At 71.3% G+C, this 20,379-nt stretch carries 20 protein-coding genes; 10 read left to right on the top strand and 10 right to left on the bottom strand.

Going from position 1 to position 20,379, the window contains the following annotated elements:
• From MR1_RS07255 to glpK, 3 genes are all read left to right on the top strand, one after another.
• On the top strand, window positions 1–295 hold a 295-nt coding region (locus tag MR1_RS07255), incomplete at its 5' end, for a glycerol-3-phosphate dehydrogenase C-terminal domain-containing protein (protein WP_303621320.1).
• Window positions 296–380: 85 nt separating this feature from the next.
• Window positions 381–1,136, top strand: coding sequence for an MIP/aquaporin family protein (locus MR1_RS07250; RefSeq protein ID WP_067244499.1), 756 nt, complete (start codon window positions 381–383; stop codon window positions 1,134–1,136).
• A gap of 25 nt (window positions 1,137–1,161) precedes the next feature.
• Window positions 1,162–2,676: a glycerol kinase GlpK gene (gene glpK / locus MR1_RS07245; RefSeq protein WP_067244497.1), complete on the top strand. Its 1,515-nt coding sequence runs from the start codon at window positions 1,162–1,164 to the stop codon at window positions 2,674–2,676.
• A gap of 132 nt (window positions 2,677–2,808) precedes the next feature.
• On the opposite strand, the gene ffh is transcribed toward glpK, so the two are convergent.
• Together ffh and MR1_RS07235 are read right to left on the bottom strand one after the other, a co-directional pair.
• A complete protein-coding gene (ffh, locus tag MR1_RS07240; protein WP_067244495.1) occupies window positions 2,809–4,362 on the bottom strand; it encodes a signal recognition particle protein in 1,554 nt (517 codons plus the stop codon).
• Between the two features lie 49 nt (window positions 4,363–4,411).
• Window positions 4,412–5,002, bottom strand: a complete 591-nt coding sequence (locus MR1_RS07235) for a TetR/AcrR family transcriptional regulator (protein WP_067244493.1) — start codon at window positions 5,000–5,002, stop codon at window positions 4,412–4,414.
• 97 nt (window positions 5,003–5,099) lie between these two features.
• On the opposite strand from MR1_RS07235, the gene lipB reads away from it, so the two are divergent.
• Window positions 5,100–5,741 carry a lipoyl(octanoyl) transferase LipB gene (gene lipB, locus MR1_RS07230; protein ID WP_067244491.1) on the top strand — a complete coding sequence of 214 codons (642 nt, stop codon included), beginning with the start codon at window positions 5,100–5,102 and terminating at the stop codon, window positions 5,739–5,741.
• A complete protein-coding gene (lipA, locus tag MR1_RS07225; RefSeq protein ID WP_067244489.1) occupies window positions 5,738–6,727 on the top strand; it encodes a lipoyl synthase in 990 nt (329 codons plus the stop codon). Before lipB ends, lipA begins: the two co-directional genes overlap by 4 nt.
• Window positions 6,728–6,776: 49 nt before the next feature.
• Here lipA and MR1_RS07220 read toward each other — a convergent pair whose 3' ends face one another.
• The 3 genes from MR1_RS07220 to smc all read right to left on the bottom strand — a co-directional run bounded on the left by MR1_RS07220 (window position 6,777) and on the right by smc (window position 11,789).
• Complete coding sequence (locus MR1_RS07220; protein ID WP_067244487.1) at window positions 6,777–7,277, bottom strand: DUF2004 domain-containing protein; 501 nt, start codon at window positions 7,275–7,277, stop codon at window positions 6,777–6,779.
• 64 nt (window positions 7,278–7,341) lie between these two features.
• Complete coding sequence (gene ftsY / locus MR1_RS07215) at window positions 7,342–8,217, bottom strand: signal recognition particle-docking protein FtsY (protein ID WP_067244485.1); 876 nt, start codon at window positions 8,215–8,217, stop codon at window positions 7,342–7,344.
• Window positions 8,218–8,246: 29 nt separating this feature from the next.
• Window positions 8,247–11,789 (bottom strand): chromosome segregation protein SMC, encoded by a 3,543-nt coding sequence (gene smc / locus MR1_RS07210; protein WP_067244482.1) that lies wholly within the window; start codon window positions 11,787–11,789, stop codon window positions 8,247–8,249.
• 502 nt (window positions 11,790–12,291) lie between these two features.
• Between smc and MR1_RS07205 the strand changes: the two genes are divergently transcribed.
• From MR1_RS07205 to MR1_RS07185, 5 genes are all read left to right on the top strand, one after another.
• The gene (locus tag MR1_RS07205) at window positions 12,292–12,579 is read left to right on the top strand and encodes a hypothetical protein (protein WP_067244480.1); all 288 of its coding nucleotides are present in this window, start codon (window positions 12,292–12,294) and stop codon (window positions 12,577–12,579) included.
• Window positions 12,580–12,623: 44 nt separating this feature from the next.
• On the top strand, window positions 12,624–13,760 hold the full coding sequence (locus tag MR1_RS07200; RefSeq protein WP_067244478.1) for a GNAT family N-acetyltransferase: 1,137 nt from the start codon (window positions 12,624–12,626) through the stop codon (window positions 13,758–13,760).
• A complete protein-coding gene (locus MR1_RS07195) occupies window positions 13,757–14,857 on the top strand; it encodes a GNAT family N-acetyltransferase (protein ID WP_067244476.1) in 1,101 nt (366 codons plus the stop codon). The genes MR1_RS07200 and MR1_RS07195 overlap by 4 nt, the downstream gene beginning before the upstream one ends.
• Window positions 14,858–14,972: 115 nt before the next feature.
• Window positions 14,973–15,680, top strand: a complete 708-nt coding sequence (locus MR1_RS07190) for an ABC transporter ATP-binding protein (RefSeq protein ID WP_067244473.1) — start codon at window positions 14,973–14,975, stop codon at window positions 15,678–15,680.
• On the top strand, window positions 15,677–16,996 hold the full coding sequence (locus MR1_RS07185) for an FtsX-like permease family protein (protein ID WP_067244471.1): 1,320 nt from the start codon (window positions 15,677–15,679) through the stop codon (window positions 16,994–16,996). The genes MR1_RS07190 and MR1_RS07185 overlap by 4 nt, the downstream gene beginning before the upstream one ends.
• 87 nt (window positions 16,997–17,083) lie before the next feature.
• Here the strand turns inward: MR1_RS07185 and MR1_RS07180 are convergent, their stop codons facing one another.
• From MR1_RS07180 to MR1_RS07160, 5 genes are all read right to left on the bottom strand, one after another.
• On the bottom strand, window positions 17,084–17,911 hold the full coding sequence (locus MR1_RS07180) for a TrmH family RNA methyltransferase (RefSeq protein ID WP_067244469.1): 828 nt from the start codon (window positions 17,909–17,911) through the stop codon (window positions 17,084–17,086).
• A 75-nt stretch (window positions 17,912–17,986) separates the two neighbouring features.
• The gene (gene mutM, locus MR1_RS07175; RefSeq protein WP_067244466.1) at window positions 17,987–18,895 is read right to left on the bottom strand and encodes a bifunctional DNA-formamidopyrimidine glycosylase/DNA-(apurinic or apyrimidinic site) lyase; all 909 of its coding nucleotides are present in this window, start codon (window positions 18,893–18,895) and stop codon (window positions 17,987–17,989) included.
• Window positions 18,888–19,580, bottom strand: a complete 693-nt coding sequence (rnc, locus tag MR1_RS07170) for a ribonuclease III (RefSeq protein ID WP_067244463.1) — start codon at window positions 19,578–19,580, stop codon at window positions 18,888–18,890. The genes mutM and rnc overlap by 8 nt, the downstream gene beginning before the upstream one ends.
• A 16-nt stretch (window positions 19,581–19,596) precedes the next feature.
• Complete coding sequence (rpmF, locus tag MR1_RS07165) at window positions 19,597–19,806, bottom strand: 50S ribosomal protein L32 (RefSeq protein ID WP_050721097.1); 210 nt, start codon at window positions 19,804–19,806, stop codon at window positions 19,597–19,599.
• Window positions 19,807–19,808: 2 nt separating this feature from the next.
• The gene (locus MR1_RS07160) at window positions 19,809–20,357 is read right to left on the bottom strand and encodes a YceD family protein (protein ID WP_067244461.1); all 549 of its coding nucleotides are present in this window, start codon (window positions 20,355–20,357) and stop codon (window positions 19,809–19,811) included.
• Window positions 20,358–20,379 lie beyond the last annotated feature (22 nt).

Below are 20,379 nucleotides of genomic sequence, written 5' to 3'. Positions count from 1 at the left end.
GGAGCACATCGAGCAGGGCCCGGACACCCCCCTGGCCGGCGGCGCCGTCTCCACCCGGGAACTGGAGTGGATGGTCGAGAACGAGCTCGTCGTACGCCTCGCCGACATCGTCCTGCGCCGCACTAGCCTCGCGTTCACCGGCGATGTCGACGAAGCGGTGCTGGAGCAGCTCGCGGCGGCCCTGGCGCCGCTGCTGGGCTGGGACCGCGCCCGGACCGACGCCGAGGTCGACCGCACCCGCGCGCTGCTGAACGAGCGCCACGGACTCGCTCTTCCCTCCCCCGCCCGGGGCTGAGGGCCGCAGGACGCCGCCCTCGATTCGGCTCCACCCACCCAGCACCGGCAGAGGGGTCGGTGCCCCGTGAAAGGTCAAAGAAGACATGACTGAGGTCAACCTCGGGCTCTACTTCCTGTCAGAGCTCGTCGGCACCGCCATGCTGATCCTGCTGGGCTGCGGCGTCGTCGCGAACGTCGCCCTGGTCAAGAACAAGGGATTCGGCGGCGGATTCCTGATGGTCAACTGGGGCTGGGGTCTGGCGGTCTTCGCCGGTGTCCTGGTCTCCGCATACTCCGGCGCGATCCTGAACCCCGCCGTCGGCATCGGCCTGCTGATCGCGAACAAGATCAGCTTCGCGCAGTTCGCCGTCGCCACCGGAGCCGAGCTTCTCGGCGCCATCATCGGTGCGATCCTGTGCTGGCTGGCCTACAAGCAGCACTTCGACGAGGAGCCGGAGCCCGCGAACAAGCTGGGCGTCTTCTCCACGGGGCCGGCGATCCGCTCGTACGGCTGGAACCTGGTCACCGAGATCATCGGCACGTTCGTGCTGGTGTTCGCGATCTTCGCGTTCGCCGACTACGGCGACATCGAGGTCGGCGTCCCCGGGGGCCTCGGCCCGCTGACGGCCCTGCCCGTCGCGCTGGTCGTCGTCGCCATCGGCGCCTCGCTCGGCGGCCCGACCGGCTACGCGATCAACCCCGCGCGTGACCTGGGCCCGCGCATCGCCCACGCGATCCTGCCGATCAAGGGCAAGGGCTCCAGCGACTGGGCGTACTCGTGGGTCCCCGTGGTGGGCCCGCTGATCGGTGGTGCGATCGCCGCGCTGCTCGCTCCGGTCCTGCTGGGCCTGGCCGCCTGATCCCCGAACCCGAAGGAGAAGAACCATGGCCGACTACATCATCGCCATCGACCAGGGCACGACCTCGAGCCGTGCCATCATCTTCGACCGCAAGGGCAGCATCATCGCCACGGGTCAGAAGGAGCACGAGCAGATCCTGCCGAAGGCCGGCTGGGTCGAGCACGACGCCGCGGAGATCTGGGCCAATGTCCAGGAGGTCATCGGCCTCGCGCTGACGCGCGCGCACCTCACGCGTCACGACATCGCGGCGGTGGGCATCACCAACCAGCGCGAGACCGCCGTCGTGTGGGACAAGACGACGGGCAAGCCGGTCTACAACGCCATCGTCTGGCAGGACACCCGCACGCAGGAGATCGTCGACCGCCTCGCCGCCGACGGCGGGGTCGACCGGTTCAAGCCGATCGTGGGCCTGCCGCTGGCCACCTACTTCTCCGGCACCAAGATCGCCTGGATCCTGGAGAACGTCGACGGTGCGCGCGAGAAGGCGGAGGCCGGGGACCTGCTGTTCGGGACCACGGACTCCTGGGTCCTGTGGAACCTCACCGGCGGCGTCAACGGCGGCGTGCACGCCACCGACGTCACCAACGCCTCGCGGACGCTGTTCATGGACCTCGAGACGCTGGAGTGGCGCGACGACATCCTCGAGGCGTTCGGCGTGCCCCGCTCGATGATGCCCGAGATCCGTTCGTCGTCCGAGGTCTACGGCGCGGCGGAGAGCTCGTCGCTGCTGCGCGAGACGCCGATCGCCGGAATCCTCGGCGACCAGCAGGCGGCGACGTTCGGTCAGGCCGCGTTCAACAAGGGCGAGAGCAAGAACACCTACGGCACGGGCTGCTTCCTCATCTTCAACACGGGCGAGGAGATCGTCCACTCGAAGAACGGGCTGCTGACCACCGTCGGCTACAAGCTCGGCGACGCGCCGACGCACTATGCGCTGGAGGGCTCCATCGCCGTCACGGGGTCTCTGATCCAGTGGCTGCGCGACCAGCTCGGCATCATCGACTCCGCCCCGCAGGTGGAGGAGCTCGCCGACAAGGTCGAGGACAACGGCGGCGTGTACATCGTGCCGGCGTTCTCCGGCCTGTTCGCGCCGTACTGGCGTCCGGACGCCCGAGGCGCGATCGTGGGCCTGACCCGCTTCGCGAACAAGAACCACATCGCGCGCGCCGCGCTGGAGGCGGTCGCCTTCCAGACCCGCGACGTGCTCGACGCGGTGAACGCGGACGCCGGGGTGGACCTCACGGAGCTGAAGGTCGACGGCGGAATGGTCGCCAACGACGCGCTCATGCAGTTCCAGGCGGACGTGCTGGGCGTCCCGGTCGTCCGGCCGGTCGTCGCCGAGACCACCGCGCTCGGCGCCGCGTACGCCGCGGGTCTCGCCGTGGGCTTCTGGAGCGGCCTGGACGACCTCTCTGCCAACTGGCAGGAGGACAAGCGCTGGGAGCCGTCGATGGACGAGGGCGAGCGCGACCGTCAGCTGCGCCTGTGGCGCAAGGCCGTCACCAAGTCCATGGACTGGGTCGACGACGACGTGAAGTGATCGTCCGCTGACGACGACGAAGGGCGGGGCCGGTCGATCCGGTCCCGCCCTTTCCGTGTCGGTTCGGGGCGCTGCGCGGGGATTCGGGGCGCATGACAGTGCCGGATCGCCCCGGATCGGACCCCGAACGGGTCAGTTCTTGCCGAAGAGCTTCTGGATCTCGGCGAGGTCCGCCTCGGAGGGCGCCTTCTGTCCGCCGAGGCCGAAGCCGGTCCCCGTCGGCTGGGAGTTCGCCGCGGCGAGGCCCGCGTTCTCCGCCGCGCGCTTGGCCGGGTTGCCCGAACGGGACCCGCCGCTCTTGGCCTTCTTGCCTCGCTTCGACGAGCCGCCGGGGCGTCCCATGCCGGGCACCGGCCCCATGCCGGGGATGTTGGGGGTGCCGCCGCGGGCGACGGTCTTCATCATCTTCGCCGCCTGCTCGAAGCGCTGCACGAGCTGATTCACGTCCGTCACCGTCATCCCGGAGCCGCGTGCGATGCGCAGACGGCGGGAGCCGTTGAGGACCTTGGGGTTGCGGCGCTCCCCCGGCGTCATCGAGCGGATGATGGCCTCGGTCCGGTCGATCTCCCGGTCGTCGAAGTCCTCCAGCTGCTGCTTCATCTGGCCCATGCCCGGGAGCATCCCGAGCATCTTCTTCATGGAGCCCATCTTCTTGAGCTGCTGCATCTGCTCGAGGAAGTCCTCGAGGGTGAAGGTCTCGGTCGCGAGCTTCTCAGCGACCTTCATCGCCTCGGCCTCGTCGAACGCCTGCTGCGCCTGCTCGATCAGGGTGAGGATGTCACCGAGGTCGAGGATCCGGCTCGCCATCCGGTCGGGGTGGAACGGCTCGAGGTCGTCGAGCCCCTCGCCGGTCGAGGCGAAGATGATCGGCCGACCGGTCACCGAGGCGACGGACAGCGCGGCACCGCCTCGGGCGTCGCCGTCGAGCTTGGAGAGGACGACGCCCGTGAAGTCCACGCCGTCCTGGAACGCCTTGGCCGTGTTGACCGCGTCCTGACCGATCATCGCGTCGATGACGAAGAGGACCTCGTCCGGGTCCACGGCCTTGCGGATGTCGGCGGCCTGCTTCATGAGCTCGGCGTCCACGCCGAGGCGGCCGGCCGTGTCGATGATGACGACGTCGTGCTGCTGGCGGCGCGCGTGCTCCACGCCGTCGCGCGCGACGCGGACGGGATCGCCGACGCCGTTGCCCGGCTCCGGCGCGAAGATCGTCGCTCCCGCCTGCGCCGCCACCACCTGGAGCTGGTTCACGGCGTTCGGCCGCTGGAGGTCGGCGGCCACGAGGAGCGGCGTGTGCCCCTCCCCCTCCAGCTGCTTGGCGAGCTTGCCGGCGAAGGTCGTCTTCCCGGAGCCCTGGAGCCCCGCGAGCATGATGACCGTCGGCGGCGTCTTCGCGAACGCGAGGCGGCGCTGCTCGCCGCCCAGGATCGCGATGAGCTCCTCGTTGACGATCTGGACGACCTGCTGCGCCGGGTTCAGCGCCTTGTTGACCTCGTCGCCGAGCGCCCGCTCGCGCACCTTCGCGGTGAAGTCCTTGACGACCGCGAGCGCGACGTCGGCGTCGAGGAGCGCCCGCCGGATCTCGCGGACGGTGCCGTCGACGTCGGACGCGCTCAGCTTTCCCTTCGTGCGCAGATTGCGGAAGGTCTCGGTGAGCCGATCGGAGAGGGTGCCGAAGGTAGCCATGGTGCCTTCGATTCTACGGGAGGCGCGCACGCGCCCCGCCCGTCGGCGCCTAGGGACCCCAGGGCAGGGCGTGGATGCTCCGCAGGGCCTCGTCGAAGCGGGCCTCCAGGGAGGCCTGCCCGGCACCGTCCTCGGCCCAGACACGAATGGCGGACAGCACGGCGGTCGCGCATGCCGAGCCGAGGATGTCGGCCGGGATCACCGGCACGCCCGCCGCGCGGGCGGCCGATGCGACCCCCGCCGCGAGCGTCGCGTGGCGCAGGCCGCTGTCGCGACGCAGCTCGGTCTCGACGCCCATGGCGGACGCGTTGCGCAGCGCCAGGGTGAGGGGGTCCGGTGCGAGGTCCCGGATCACAGCGCTCAGCGCGGCGCGCACCCCGGGGCCGTCGGCCTTGGTCCCGAGGGCGCCCAGCGCCACCAGGGCCGCGTCGATCCGCTCGTCGAGCCCCGACCACAGCACGTCGCTCTTGGAGGAGAAGTAGTTGAAGAAGCTGGATCGGCTCACCCCGGCGCGACGGGTGATGTCGGCGATCGACGTGGCCTCGTAACCCTGCTCCAGGAACAGCTCGCACGCCGCTTCCGCGAGCGTCTCCCGGGAGGACGCCCGCGGACGCCCGGAGGATCGCGCGTCCGTGTGCATCCCCTCACCGTATCGCCACGCCGCGCCACGAGGCCCCGACCGATCAAGGACGCTATTGTTGTACTCGATCCAATAACCGCTCCGGTTCGGAGGACCCATGCTCGACATCCAGACCGTCGGCCTCGCGCCGGACTTCGTGCCCTACCTCGACGGGTGGGATCTGCAGCGCCGCGTCCATGCGGAGGTCGTCGCGGGAACCCGTCCGGACACGCTCCTCCTGCTGGAGCACGAAGCCGTCTACACGGCGGGCAAGCGCACGGAGCCGCACGAGCGCCCCCAGGACGGCACTCCCGTGATCGACGTGGACCGCGGGGGCAAGATCACCTGGCACGGGCCGGGGCAGCTCGTCGGGTACCCCATCGTCCGGCTCGTCGAGCCGGTGGACGTGGTCGCGCACGTCCGGCGGATCGAGAGGACGCTCATCGACGTCCTCCGCGACTTCGGCGTGGACGGGTACCAGGTCGAGGGTCGCAGCGGCGTCTGGGTGCGCCGCCCGCTGTCGGAGGACAAGGTCGCCGCGATCGGCGTGCGGGTCCAGCAGGGTGTCACGATGCACGGGTTCGCGATCAACGCCGACAACACCCTCGCGGGGTTCCGCGGCATCATCCCGTGCGGCATCAGCGATGCCGGCGTGACGACGGTGAGCGAGGCGAGCGGCCGCCCGGCCTCCCCCGCCGACCTGGCGGGAGCCGTCGCCGACGCCTTCTCCGCCGTGTACGCGACGGAGGTCGCCGCATGAGCGCCGCTCCCGAGGGCCGCAAGCTCCTCCGGCTCGAGGTCCGAAACGCCGAGACGCCGATCGAGCGCAAGCCGGAGTGGATCCGCACCAAGGCGAAGATGGGCCCGGAGTACCAGGCGCTGCACTCGCTGGTCAAGGGCGAGGACCTGCACACGGTGTGCCAGGAGGCGGGCTGCCCGAACATCTACGAGTGCTGGGAGGACCGCGAGGCGACCTTCCTGATCGGCGGATCGCAGTGCACCCGCCGGTGCGACTTCTGCCAGATCGACACCGGCAAGCCCGCCGACTACGACACCGACGAGCCGCGCCGCGTCGCGGAGAGCGTGCGGCGCATGGGCCTGCGCTACGCCACCGTGACCAGCGTCGCCCGCGACGATCTCCCCGACACCGGGGCGTGGCTGAACGCCGAGACGGTGCGGCAGATCCATGCGCTGAACCCGAACACCGGCGTCGAGCTGCTCGCGAACGAGCACAACGCCGATCCCGCCTTCCTCGGGCAGATCTTCGACGCCCGGCCGGAGGTGTTCGCGCACAACGTCGAGACGGTGCCCCGGATCTTCAAGCGGATCCGGCCCGCCTTCCAGTACGAGCGTTCGCTGAACGTGATCACGCAGGGCCACGAGGCCGGGCTGATCACCAAGTCGAACCTCATCCTCGGCATGGGCGAGGAGCCCGAGGAGGTCGTGCAGGCGTTGCAGGACCTGCACGACGCCGGCTGCGACATCATCACGATCACGCAGTACCTCCGCCCGTCGCCGAGGCATCTGCCGGTCGCCCGCTGGGTCAAGCCCGCGGAGTTCGTCGAGTTCAAGGAGGAGGCCGAGCGCATCGGATTCCTCGGCGTCCTCGCCGGACCCCTGGTGCGCTCGTCCTACCGGGCCGGTCGCCTCTGGGCGCAGTCGATGATCTCCAAGGGTCGTCCGATCCCCGAGCACCTCGCGCACATCGCGGAGGGTGCGGAGCTCGGGTTCGCACAGGCGGTCTGACGCCGGCTCGGTCGGGCGGCCACCGGGGGGAGGCTGCCCGGCCCTCGAGTCAGTCCGCGCTCATCACCGAGAGCACCGAGCCGTCGGACCCGAAGTTCACCAGCAGCACGTCATCCGTGGAATCGGCGTCCAGCGCGTACTCCAGCACCGCGAACGGGTCCGTGCCGCCGTGCTCGTCGGCGAGGATCGTCATGCTCATGAGACGCAGCGAGCGGATGATGTCGACCGCGGCGTCGCCGGACACGTCGACGAGGATGTCGTTCAGCTCGTCGCCGTAGGCCTCCTGCTGCTGCAGCACGAACTCCGTCACCTCGCTGGTGCGATCGTCGACCTCGGACAGCATGGCGTTGCGGGCGTTGCCGTCGACCGACTCGATGCCGGACACCAGCGCTGCGGCGATGTCGAGCGCCTCGGCCGACACGTCGTCCTGGTCCGGCGCCGTGAGATCCACGGTCACGACCTGATCCCCGAACTCCACGATCTCCGACCAGAAGATCGATCCGTCCGGGCCCGAGGACAGCAGTCCGAAGAAGTCGTGTTCGATCGCCATACGGCTATGAAACCAGTCGCCCGGGCGGTGCGGTACCCCCCGCGCCGGTGCGTCTGCGGACCGATCAGCCGTCGACCAGCGCCTGGACGAACACGTGGGGGGTGAAGCCGGTCAGATCGTCGATCCCCTCGCCCTGCCCGAGCAGCTTCACCGGGATGCCGGTGCGCTCCTGGACGGCGAGCACGAAACCGCCCTTCGCCGATCCGTCGAGCTTCGTCAGCACGAGTCCGGTGACCCCGGCGTGCTCGAGGAAGGCCTCCGCCTGCATCACGCCGTTCTGCCCCGTCGTGGCGTCGAGAACGAGCAGGACCTCGCTGATCGGCGCCTGCTTCTCGATCACCCTGCGGATCTTGGACAGCTCGTCCATCAGCCCGCCCTTGGTGTGCAGCCGCCCCGCCGTGTCGACGAGGACGATCTCGGTGCCGGTGCGCTGGGCGTGCTCGATGGTCTGAAACGCCACGGACGCGGGGTCCTGACCCTCCTGCTGCGGACGGACGATCTCCGCCCCGCCGCGCTGCGCCCACGTGGCGAGCTGGTCGACGGCCGCCGCGCGGAACGTGTCCGCCGCGCCGACGACGACCGATCGGCCGTAGCTGCGGAGGAACTTGGTGAACTTGCCGATCGTCGTGGTCTTGCCGACCCCGTTGACGCCGACCACGAGCACCACGGCGGGACGCTCGGTGAGCTTCAGGGTGGTGTCGAACCGGGCGAAGTGCTCTTCGAGGGTCTCGCGCAGCATGCGCTGCAGATCCCGGGGATCCGTGGTGCGGTACTTCTCCACCTTCTCGCGCAGCTCGTCCACCAGGCGCTCGGTGATGTCGGGGCCGAAGTCGGCCGTCAGCAGCGCCGTCTCCAGGTCCTCCCACGTCGTCTCGTCGATGGTGGGCTTGACGAACATGCCGCGCAGGGCACGGGTGAGGGACCAGGACTTCTCCGCCATGGGATCCAGCCTACGGGGCAGGGCGTGGTTCAGGCGTTCGCGGCCTCGCGCTGTGCCCGGTCGCCGACGCGCTGTCCGACGACCGCGGACACCCCGTCCTGCCTCATGGAGACGCCGTACAGCGCGTCCGCGATCTCCATCGTGCGCTTCTGGTGAGTGATCACGAGCAGCTGCGAGCTCGCCCGGAGCTGCTCGAAGACGGTGAGCAGGCGCCCGAGGTTCGCGTCGTCGAGGGCGGCCTCGACCTCGTCCAGGATGTAGAACGGGCTCGGCCGCGCCTTGAAGATCGCGACCAGCAGCGCGACGGCCGCCAGGGAGCGCTCACCGCCCGACAGGAGCGAGAGGCGCTCGATCTTCTTGCCCACCGGGCGGACCGCGACCTCGATCCCGGTCGACAGGAGGTCGTCCGGGTTCGTCAGCGAGATGCTGCCCGTGCCGCCGGGGAACAGCAGGGGGAACACCTCGCCGAACGCCGTCTTCGTGTCCTCGAAGGCGTCGGCGAAGATCGTCTGCATCCGCTCGTCGAGGTCCGCGATGATCGTCAGCAGATCCTGACGCGTCTTGGTGAGGTCGGCGAGCTGCTCCGTGAGGAAGGCGTGGCGCTGCTCCAGGGCGGCGAACTCCTCCAGGGCCAGCGGGTTGACGCGCCCGAGCTGCGTGAGCTTGCGCTCCGCTTCCTGGAGGCGGCGCTGCTGCACCCGGCGATCGAAGGGAACGGCGGCGTCCTCGGATTCGTCCGGGTCCCCGGGATCCCGCGGAACCGGCTGGTCGGGGCCGTATTCCGAAACGAGAATATCCTCGTCGAGCGCGAGCTCGCTGGACACGCGCTCGAGCAGGCTGGTGAGGTGCAGCTTCTTCTCGTGGATCTGCAGCTCGAGCCCGTGGACGCTCTCGGTGAGTCCGGCGAGCCGCTCCCGGATCGACGTCTCGCGAGCGCGCAGGGCGGTGAGCTCCTCGGTCTGTGCGGCGCGGGCGGACTCCGCCGCCGCCAAGGCCACCCGGGCCTCGGCGACGGAGCGGTCCAGCGAGTCGAGCACCCGGGGCAGCTCAGCGGCGACGCCGGACGCCGCCTCGCGCTGGGCGCGGCGGATCACCGCCCGCCGGGCGGCCTCGGCCGCCGCGTCCCGCTCACGCTCGCGCTGACGCTCCAGCGTCGCGACTCTCGTCTGCGCCGCGCGGACCCGTTCCCGGAGCGTCTCGATCCCGAGGCGCGCCTCCAGCTCCTCCTCGCGCGCCTTCTCGAGCGCCTCGAGCAGGCCGTCGCGCGCGGATGCGTCCAGGATCGGGCGCGGCGCCGCCTGCGCCTGCTCGAAATCGGCCTTGGCCGACTCGGCCTTCGCCTCGGCCTCGGCGACGGTGGCCTGCACCTGGGCGAGGCCGGCCTCGAGGCGCTCGCATTCGGCGATCGCGGACTCGTGCCTCACGGTGACGCGGTTCACCTGCTCCGTGTGGGCGGCGAGCGCGGCGTCGTGCTCGCGCAGCGTCCGCAGCGCCTCCTTCGCCGTGCGGCGCGCCGTCTCCAGGGTCTCGGACGCGTCCGCCCGCGCGCTCCGGAGCGTGTCGACGATGACGCGCACCTCCTCGAGCCTCTCGACCGCGGCGTCGCGTTCCGCGATCAGCTCCAGACGCGAGCGCTCCCCGGCCGCGCCGGCGCGGAGGGTGTGCGCGGTGAGCACCTCTCCGGTCTGCGTGACGATCGTGACCGGCGGTCCCGGAAGGGCCGCCGCGGCCGCCCGCACCGTCCGCGCGGCGTCGAGATCGGGGACGATCAGGACGTGGGAGAGGACGCCGAGGATGCCGGGCGGGCCCGTGACGACCTCGCTCGCCGCGGTGGCGCCGTCGATCGCGGGCGGCTCCGCGGGCGAGACGGACGCGCCGGGCTCCGCGATCACCAGATCGACGCCACCGGCGTCGATCGCCTCCGCCGCCAGCAGGAAGGCGGCCTCGTCGTCGTCGACGAGCACGCCCTCGGCGAGGGGGCCGAGCACCGCGGCGACGGCGGCCTCGTACCCGGGGCGCACCTGGACGGCATCGCCGACGAGTCCGCGGACGCCCGGTCCGCCCGCGCGGACGATCTCCGCCGCTCCCCCGGACACGGCGACCGCGCTGCCGAGAGCGGCCGCCTTCGCCGTGAGAGCGTCGGCCTCGCGCTCGGCTTCGTGCAGGCGCTCCCGCAGCCCCTCCAGCTCCGCCTCCGCGGCCGTCACGGCCGCCTGGGCGGATTCGTAGGCAGCGGTGTGCTCGGCGGCCGTTCCCTCGGGCGCCTCGCCGTCCTCGATGGCCTCGCGCGCCTCGGCCGCCTCACGGCGCCGGGCGTGTGCCGCTTCGAGCGCGTTCTCCTGCCTCAGCACGGCGCCGCGCACCGCGGCCAGGGCCGAGGCCGCGGCCTCCGCCTGGCCGCGCAGCGTGGTGATCCGCATGTCGTGCGCGGAGACGAGGGCGCTCTGCTCGGCGATGTCGGCGTCCAGCGCGTCGAGCTCCGCGCGTGCTCGCGCGACCTCGCGCGCCGCCTCCTCGGCGGCATCCTGCGCGTGACCCAGCCCCGAGCCGATCTCGGTGATCTCGTCCTTCGCCTCGTCGATCGTCGCCTGCGTCACCGTGACGGCGGTGACGGCCGCATCGTCCTCCTCGGTGCCCAGGAGGGCGAGCCGCTGATTGGCCAGCGTGAACAGCCCCCGCATGCGCTCCTGCACCTGCTCCAGACCGAAGGCGACACGGCGGGCCTCGTCCACGGCGGCGGAATTCTGCAGCGCCTCGAGACGGGCGATCTCCGCGCGCACCTCGTCGGACTGCTCGGACAGCACGACGCGCTCGGCATGCCGCTCGTGCTCGTTGCGGGTGTGGTCGGCGAGCGCGGCGCGCAGCGCGACCACATCGTCCGCGAAGATCCGTGCCTTCGCGTCCCGGACGACCGCGGCGATCGTCTGGGCCTCGCGGGCGATCTCGGCCTGGCGCCCGAGCGGCTTGAGCTGACGCCGGATCTCCCCGGCCAGGTCGCTGAGCCGGGTGAGGTTGGCCTCCATCGCGTCGAGCTTGCGGAGGGTCTTCTCCTTGCGGCGGCGGTGCTTGAGGATCCCCGCGGCCTCCTCGATGAAGCCGCGGCGATCCTCCGGAGACGCCTGGAGCACGGTGTCGAGGCGCCCCTGCCCGACGATCACGTGCATCTCCCGGCCGAGCCCGGAGTCGCTCAAGAGCTCCTGGACGTCGAGCAGCCGGCATCCCTCACCGTTGATCGCGTACTCACTGGACCCGTTGCGGAACAGCGTCCGACTGATCGTCACCTCGGCGTACTCGATCGGCAGCGCACCGTCGCTGTTGTCGATCGTGAGCTGCACCTCGGCACGGCCGAGCGGGCCGCGCGAGGAGGTCCCGGCGAAGATGACGTCCTCCATCTTGCCGCCGCGGAGCGTCTTCGCCCCCTGCTCGCCCATGACCCATGCCAGCGCGTCCACGACGTTGGACTTCCCCGACCCGTTGGGCCCGACGATGCAGGTCACCCCCGGCTCGAACGCGAACGTCGTGGGCTGCGCGAAGGACTTGAACCCCTTGAGGGTCAGGCTCTTCAGGTGCATGCGCGCGGCTGCCGTCCGGGTCGGATCACGCCCATACGCTATCCGACGCCGCCCGGCCGCGACCGCGGAAACGCCCGGATGTCAGCGAATCCTGTGTGTTCGCTTGACGCGCGTCGGCGCGGTCGGATAGCGTGACGAACCGAACAGCCGAGAAAGGAGGTTGCCGACATGATGATGAAGCTTCGCGCTCAGACGACACTCACCCCATTCCGCGGGGTCACCGCCATCGCGGCGATCTCCGCCGGCATCACCCGCGCCGCGGTCGCATAGCGCGCCGCCCGCCCGGGTACGGCCCTCCCCACGGGACGGCGCCGTCCGTGGTGCACTGCGCACCACCGCGCCCTGATCGTCACGATCCTCCGCGCCTCCCGGACCCCTCTTCGGGTCCCCTCTCCGATCCGTCACGGATCGCTCTCCACCGCGCCCCGGTCCCGGTCCTCGTGATCAGCCGGCTTCGCCGTTCCGGCGGCGCGCCCTTTCACCGCCAACGAAAGCGACAATCGTGAACACCTCACTGACCGCCTCGCAGGATCAACCCTCGAAGCACCTGTCCCGACCCGCCGTGTCGGGTACCGACCATCTGGCCGTGGAGTTCCCCCGCGAGGACGAGCTCCGACGCCTGTCCCTCGCGGATCGCCTGGCCTTGCGCGTCGCCCTGTGGCTCGTGCTGCACGCCCGTCGGGACGCCGACCCCGCCGAGCAGCACCGGCGCCACGAGGCACGCCTGCGCGTGCTCGCGGAGTACGAGCACCGGCGTCTCAACGCCGCGCGCTCGCCCCAGCTGTTCTGAGCCGTCGCGGACCCGAGGTCCGCAGAAGGGATCGCACGACGATCATGATCGACCACACCCTCGCCGACGCGCCGCCGATCAATCCGGCGGATGTCGTCGCCCTGCCGGAGGGGGCGCGGATGTACCCGCTCCCCCTCCCGGCACCGGGTCAGGGCCCCACCGCCCTCGTGCACGCCTACGCCGCGGTGCGCAACCGGAGCTCCTGGGAGACCTCGGGGCGCGGTGACGACCAGTTCACCGCCGAGGAGCTCCTTCCGCTGCTCGACTCCAGCGCGGACATGGTCCGTCGGCAGTGGTGCATCGAGCAGGACGGCGCCCTGATCGGGTGCGCGGTCCTGAACATCCGCCAGGACGGCGGCGCCGACGTCGCGCAGTGGTATCTCGCGCTGCTGCGGGACGTGTGGGGACGCGGCATCGGATCGGCCGCGTACGCCGAGATCGAGCGCGTCGCGCGCGCAGACGGCGTACGGGAGCTCCAGCTGTGGGCCGAGCACGCGGACGTCCACGCGGACGGCGCACGCCTCGAGTCCCCCAGCGGGTTCGGCAGCGTCCCGCAGGACCACGCGACGCGCTTCCTCGCGCGTCACGGGCACACCATCGAGATGATCGACCGGGTCAGCATGCTGACATGGGACGACGCCACGATCCCGCACCTGCGCGGGCTCCTTGCCGACGCTGCGGCGCATGCGGAAGGGTACCGAGTGGTCCACTGGACGCTCCCCACCCCGCCCGAGCGCCGGGACGGCTACGCGTGGATGAAGTCCCGCATGTCGACGGACGCCCCGAGCGGCGACCTCGCCTCGCCCGAGGAGGCCTGGGACGCCGAGCGCGTCGTCCGTCATGACGAGCGGTACGCGGCGCGCGGCCAGTCCGTGCTCGTGACCGCGGCCGAGCATGTCGGCACCGGGGAGCTCTGCGCGTTCAACGAGCTGGCCATCGGCATCGACCGCACGGCCACGACCCATCAGGAAGAGACCCTCGTGCTGTCCTCCCATCGCGGGCATCGCCTCGGCATGCTCGTCAAGTGCGCCGGCCTGCTGGCCTGGCGCGACATCCACCCGCGGTCCCCCTCGGTCGTCACGTACAACGCCGAGGAGAACCGCCCCATGCTCTCGATCAACGAGGCGATCGGCTTCACGGCCATCGCCGCCGAAAGCGCCTGGAAGAAGGTACTGACATGACCATCGACGCGACGACCCCGACGCTCGAGATCGCTCCGCTCGTCGTCCCCTCCTCGATCGACGCGGCCGATGCCGCGGAGTTCCTCGCCTACGCCGAGCTCAACCGGCGGATCTGCGCGCAGGACGCCGGCCGCGCCGAGCTCGCGCCCAGCGCCGCCGAGATGCTCCCGGAGTGGCATGACACCACCGATGTCCTGCCGCTGGGCTTCGTGGCCCGGCGCGACGACGAGATCGTCGGTTTCCTCACGGTCTATCTCGCTCAGGAGGACGGCGCGACCGCGGCGGAGTTCGATCTGCTCGTCGCGCCCGAGCACTGGGACTCCGGCGCCCCGGAGGCGCTGCTGCGGAAGGCCGGTGAGGAGGCCGTGCGCCACGGGCGCACGGCGCTGCAGACCTGGACGCTGCACCGGCCTGACGCCGGCGCGGTCGAGGTGCTGACGCCCCTCACCGGCTGGGGTCGGGTCACCCGCACACCCCTGGCGTCGCTCCTGGAACAGGACGGCTACGCCCTGGAACAGGTCGAGCGCAACAGCGAGTTCGACCTGCGCGCCGACCCGTCGGCGCTCCGGGAGCGGCTCGATAAGGCCCTCGCGTTCGCGGGCAAGGACTACCGGGTGCGGCACTGGACGAGCCCGACACCGCCGGAACTGCGCGAGCGCTACGCGGCGATCCTCTCCCGGCTGTCCACGGACGCCCCGAGCGGCGGGCTGCACGTCGATGAGGAGTCGTGGGATGCGGGCCGGGTCGAACGGCGCGAGGCGCAGTTCGCCGAGGCCGGACAGCTCGTCTCCGTCGTCGCGGTCGAGCACGTGCCGTCGGGCGACCTCGTCGCGTACAACGAGCTGGTGATCGCCGGGGATCGCACGGGCATGACCCACCAGTACGGCACGCTCGTGCACGCCGATCACCGGGGTCACCGGCTGGGGACCATCGTCAAGTGCGAGAACCTGCTGCGCTGGCGGGAGCTCGCTCCGCACTCCCCGACGGTCTCCACCTTCAACGCGGAGGAGAACCGGCCCATGCTCTCGATCAACGAGGCGATCGGCTTCACCGCCGTGTCCTTCGCCGCCGCCTGGCAGAAGCGCCTCGATTCCTGAGATCCGGGCGGGCCGCGGAGCCCCGCCCGGATCTCATCCTCCGGGATGACACGGCGCCCGCCATCTCCCTCTGCGGGCCGACGATCGGCGTCCGCCGGACGACGAGGCTGGAGGCATGAGCACCGCAGTGACCCCTTTCGTCATCCAGGCCCAGGGCCTCGTCAAATCCTTCGGCACGACCAGAGCCCTCGCCGGCGTGGACCTCGGCATCGCCCCCGGCGAGTCGGTCGCGATCATGGGCGCGTCCGGATCGGGAAAGACGACCCTGCTGCACGTCCTCGCGGGCATCACCACCCCCGACGCCGGCCGCGTCGCCTTCCAGCCCCGCGGCGGCGCCGCGGTGGAGGTGAGCGCCCTGGACGAGACGAGCCGGTCGCGGCTGCGCCGGGAACGGTTCGGCTTCGTCTTCCAGCAGGGCCTGCTGATCCCCGAGCTGACCGCGATCGAGAACGTCGCGCTGGCCGCCATGATCAACGGGACCTCGCGCACCGAGGCCACGCAGTACGCCGCCGGGTGGCTCGCCTCCCTGGGACTGGCCGGGATGGAGGACCGCCGCATCGGAGAGCTGTCCGGCGGACAGGCGCAACGCGTGGCCATCGCCCGCGCCCAGGTCACCGGCGCCGAGATCGTGTTCGCCGATGAGCCGACCGGGGCGCTGGACTCCGTCACGTCCGGCGAGGTCATGGACGCCCTGCTGTGGTCGACGACCGGACAGGGGCGCACGCTGGTCGTCGTCACGCACGATCCCCAGGTCGCGGCCCGCTGTGCCCGCACCGTGTCCGTCCGCGACGGCGCGATCGTCTCGCAGGGGGTCGCGGCGTGAACCTCTCCGTGCTCCGCCTGCTGCTGCGGCCGGCTCCCGGCAGCCTCGGCCCCCTCCTCATCCCCGCCGCCGCCTTCGCGATCGTGTCGGCGCTCATCCTCACCGTCGTGGGCGGGGCGCAGGCGTTCTGGCGATGGGACGACGAGTACGCCATGATCTACCAGCTCCTCGCGACCATCGCGCTGGTCCTCCTCGTGGTGCCGCTCGGCACGCTCGGCGGTGCGGCGGCGCGCCTGTCGGCCCGTCGCCGCGACGAGCGGCTGTCCACGCTGCGACTGCTCGGCGTGACGCCGGCCGGCGTCGGCGTCGTCGCCGTCGTCGAGTCCACGATGATCGCCGCCGCGGGCGTCGCGGTGGGCGTCGTCATCTCCTACGCGCTCGTTCCCGCGATCGCCCTGATCCCGTTCCGCGGCGCGCCCCTCGGCACGGACGCGATCCTGCTGTCCCCGCTCGTCGTGGCCGCGATCGGCCTCGGCACGATCCTGCTCGCGACGGTGAGCGCGGTCATCGGGCTGCGTCAGGTGGTGATCTCGCCCCTCGGCGTCCGGACCCGCGCCACCCCGCCCCGCCTGCACTGGATCCGGGCCGTGATCGGCGTGATCGTGATCGCCGGCGGAGTGATCCTCGCCAAGCTCGTCCCGTCTCTCGGAGGCGTGCTCATCATCACCGCGGTGCTCGGCGGGCTCTTCGCGGTCGCACTGGTCGTCCTGAACCTTCTCGGCCCCTGGCTCCTGCAGGTGTCGGCGCGGCGACAGGCCCGGACGGCCCGAACGCCGCACCGGCTGCTGGCGGCGCGGATCGTCCTCGACTCCCCCAAGGCCGCGTGGCGACAGGTCAGCGGGATCGCGATGTCCAGCTTCATGGCCGTGTTCGCCGGAACCGGTGTCGCGCTCATGAACACGATGAGCGCGGACGACGCCTCCGCGCAGGACCTCGCCCTCGTCACCGACATGCGCACGGGGCTCATCATCACCCTCGTCGGCTCCTTCCTCATGGTCGCCGCGTCGGTCGGGGTGACCCAGGCGTCGGACATCCTCGACCAGAGGGAGCTCCACCGCAGCCTGCACTACCTGGGCGTGCCGCTCGACACCGTGGACGCCGCCCGGCGTCGCGCGATCATGTCGCCGCTGCTGTTCACGGCGCTGGGATCGGCGCTGTGCGCGGCCGCGCTGATCTTCCCCCTGCTCGGGATCGCCCTGATCACCGCGCCGGTGTCGCTGCTGACGATCGCGCTCGTCCTCGCCGCCGGCATCGGGCTCGTCTGGGTCAGCACACGCGCCACCCGCCCCCTGCTGTCGCGCTCGTTCGCCGCCTGAGCCGACGAAGCGGAGGGACCGTGCCCGCCTCGGGCGCGGTCCCTCCCTCCCACAGCCGTCGGGGGTGAGGCCCGAACGGCTCCGGCCTCACCCGCGGCTGCGCTCGTACAGCGCGATCCCGGCCGCGACGGACACGTTCAGCGACTCGACCCCCGCCGTCATCGGCACCGCGTACCGCCACCGGGCGAGACCGTCGAGCCGGCGGGAGGCGCCGCGGCGCTCCGCACCCATCAGGATCGCGATCCGACCGGGGATCGCCGCCACGCCGCTGAGCGGCGCGCCCGCGTCGGCGGCGAGGCTCACGAGCGGGATCCGTTCGGCGGCGAGGAATCCCTCCAGACCCGCCGCCGTCGTCCGCAGGACCGGCAGCGAGAACACGAGCCCCCGGCTCGCGCGGATCAGCCGGCGATCGTGCACCGAGGAGAGTCCGCTGTCGACGAGGACGACGCCTGCGACATCGAAGGCGCACGCCGTCCGCACGATCGCGCCGATGTTCCCGGGGATGCGCACGCCGTCCAGGACGAGGACGTCTCCAGGACGCCGGGACAGGCCGGCCCAGGTGGGAGATGCCGGCGCCACGGCCAGGGCGAAGACCGGGACCAGCTTGTCGCTGCCGAAGAGCGCGCGCAGCACGCGGTCGGCGACGACGACGAATGCGGCCGACGGCGCCTGAGCGTGGACCCGGCGCCCGGCCTCCTCGTGGCCCTCCGCCGCGTACACCGTCGCGATGCGCACCCCCGCACGAATCGCCTGCGCGACGTTCTCCTCGTCGTCCACGACGATCGTGCGCGGACGCGGGGAACGAGAACGGAGGACGTCGGCGACGCGCCGGATCGCAGGGTGCCGAGGGTCGCGGACCACGGTCTCGTCCGTGCGGTCCTCGGCGTGCGAAAGAGGGAGAAGCGCGCTGGTCATGCCTCCAGCGTCAGCCCTGACGTTACGTCAGGGTCAAGCAGGGTATCGAGAGGCCACGGGCCGTCATCACCCGGATCACCGGCGCCGCTGGCAGCGGGGGCAGTAGTGCGAGGAGCGGTTCATGAACGCCTCCCGACGGATCGGGCCTCCGCACCGCGGGCACGGCTCTCCCCCGCGCCCGTAGGCGTTCAGCGAGTGCGCGAAGTAGCCGGCCTGGCCGTTCACGTTGACGTACTGGGCGTCGAAGCTCGTGCCGCCCTCCGCCAGCGCCTTGTGGAGCACGGCGCGCACCTCGGCCATCAGGCGCCGTACGGCCGGGGTCGACAAAGCGGAGGCCGAGGTCTCCGGATGGATCCGGGAGGCCCACAGCGACTCGTCCGCGTAGATGTTCCCGACGCCGCTGATGAGGGTCTGGTCCAGCAGCGCGCGCTTGATCGCGCTTCCCCGACGGCGCAGCGCCGCGCGCAGCAGATCGTCGTCGAACGCCGGATCCAGCGGGTCCCGCGCGATGTGGGCGACCTGTGTCGGGACCATCGCGGCGTCGGTCCCCCAGCCGGCGGCCCGGCCGTCCGGCGTGGGCACCAGCGCATCGATCGCGAGGGAGCCGAAGGTCCGCTGATCAGAGAAGACGACGGCGAGCTCCCCGTGCCGCGGATGCTCGACGATCATGCGCACCCGCTCGTGGCGCTCCGGCGCCGCATCCGGCCGTCGCAGCAGGAGCTGGCCGCTCATCCCGAGGTGCCCGACCACGGCGTGCGCCGGGTCGCCGGAGTCGGAGGCGGCGAGCGGCATCCAGAGGAACTTGCCCCGGCGGGCGACGCTCTGGACCTCCGCGCCCTCCAGGCGTCCGACGAAGTCCGCCGCGCCGGGGAGGTGGCGGGTCAGCGCACGCTCGTCCAGGACGTCGACGGAGGAGATGCGCGCACCCGTCATCGCAGGCGCGAGGCCGGCGCGGACGACCTCGACCTCGGGCAGCTCAGGCACGGTCGCTGAGGACGTGCCAGGCGCGCAGCGCCGCGGCCATCTCGGCCGTCTTCTTACTGCTGCCCTCGCCGGTGGTGGTGACGTCTCCGACGACGACCGTCGCGGTGAACCGCCGGTCGTGGTCCGGGCCGTCGGATTCGACCGAGTACTGCGGCGGCGTGGCGCCGAGACGCGCCGCGATCTCCTGCAGGCTGGTCTTGGGATCCATGGCAGCCCCGTACCGCTCCGGGTCCGCGAGCAACGGTTCCGTCAGCCGGAGCACGAGAGCCGTCGCGGCCTCCGCCCCCGCGGACAGGAAGGTCGCGCCGATCACGGCTTCCATCGAGTCCGCGAGGATCGAGTCCTTGTCACGGCCACCGGTCTGCTCCTCGCCGCGGCCGAGCAGGAGATGGTCGCCGAGACCGATCTTCCGCGCGACCTCCGCCAGCGCCACTGTGGAGACCACGCTGGCGCGCCGCTTCGCGAGGGCGCCCTCGTCCAGATCCGGCAGCGTGGTGAACAGCATCACCGTCACGGCCTGTCCCAGGACGGAGTCGCCGAGGAACTCGAGCCGCTCGTTGTGCGGGATCCCGCCGTGCTCGTACGCGTACGACCGGTGGGTGAGCGCCAACTCAAGAAGCTCGGGGTCGATCTCGACCCCGAGCGTCTCGGTGAGAGGTCTCGTCCCCCCAGGGACCTCCGTCACGATCGTTCGAACGCGATCAGACGTCGGCGACCTTGCGGCCCTTGTACTCCAGGAAGAGCTCGGTGCCCTGCGAGTCGGTGACGACCTTGGCCTGGTGCGGGCGGCTGTAGACGACCTTGCCGTTCTCGACGGTCTTGACGAGCGCGGGAGCCTCGGCCTTCCACTGCGCGCGACGCGAGCGGGTGTTGGAACGGGAGACCTTGCGCTTCGGGGGGTTACCGGCCATGACTAGTTACCTTCTGTGTTCTCGGGCGCACGGTCTGCCGCGCTCCCTTGGTCCGTGATCTGCTGGAGCGCGCTCCATCGAGGATCGATGGGAGCCACAGTCTCCGTGCCGGCATTCCTGACCAGCCGCTCACCGGTCTCGGGGTCGAGTCCAGGGCAATCCGGCTGGCACACCGGCTGAAACGGGAGCGATAGAACCACCGCATCCCTGACCAGAGTTTCAAGATCCACGTGGTCGTCTTGAACCTCGAAGTCGTTCGCTTCCTCTCCAGGATAGGCGAAAAGCTCCTGAAACTCGACTTCGACAGGCTCCTCGATCGGATTCAGGCATCGGCTGCACTCGCCGCGGTACCTCGAGTCGACCGTTCCGGAGGCCAGGATGCCCTCGTGCACGGACTCCAAGCGGACGTCGACGCTCACGTCGGTACCGGCCTCGACGGCGACGAGCCCCTCACCCCACTGCTCGGGCAGGGCGACGGTGATCTCGTGCTCGCGCATCTCGCCCGGGCGTCGGACGATGTCGCGGACGGGCAGCACGAACGGTCCGTTCAATCTCGTCTTCACCCCGCAAGTC

Origin of the sequence: Microbacterium resistens NBRC 103078 (assembly GCF_001552355.1) — a bacterium.
Taxonomy (GTDB): Bacteria; Actinomycetota; Actinomycetes; order Actinomycetales; family Microbacteriaceae; genus Microbacterium; species Microbacterium resistens.
The sequence above is the reverse complement of the archived record's forward strand: the minus strand, read 5'-3'. Positions and strand labels throughout refer to the sequence as shown.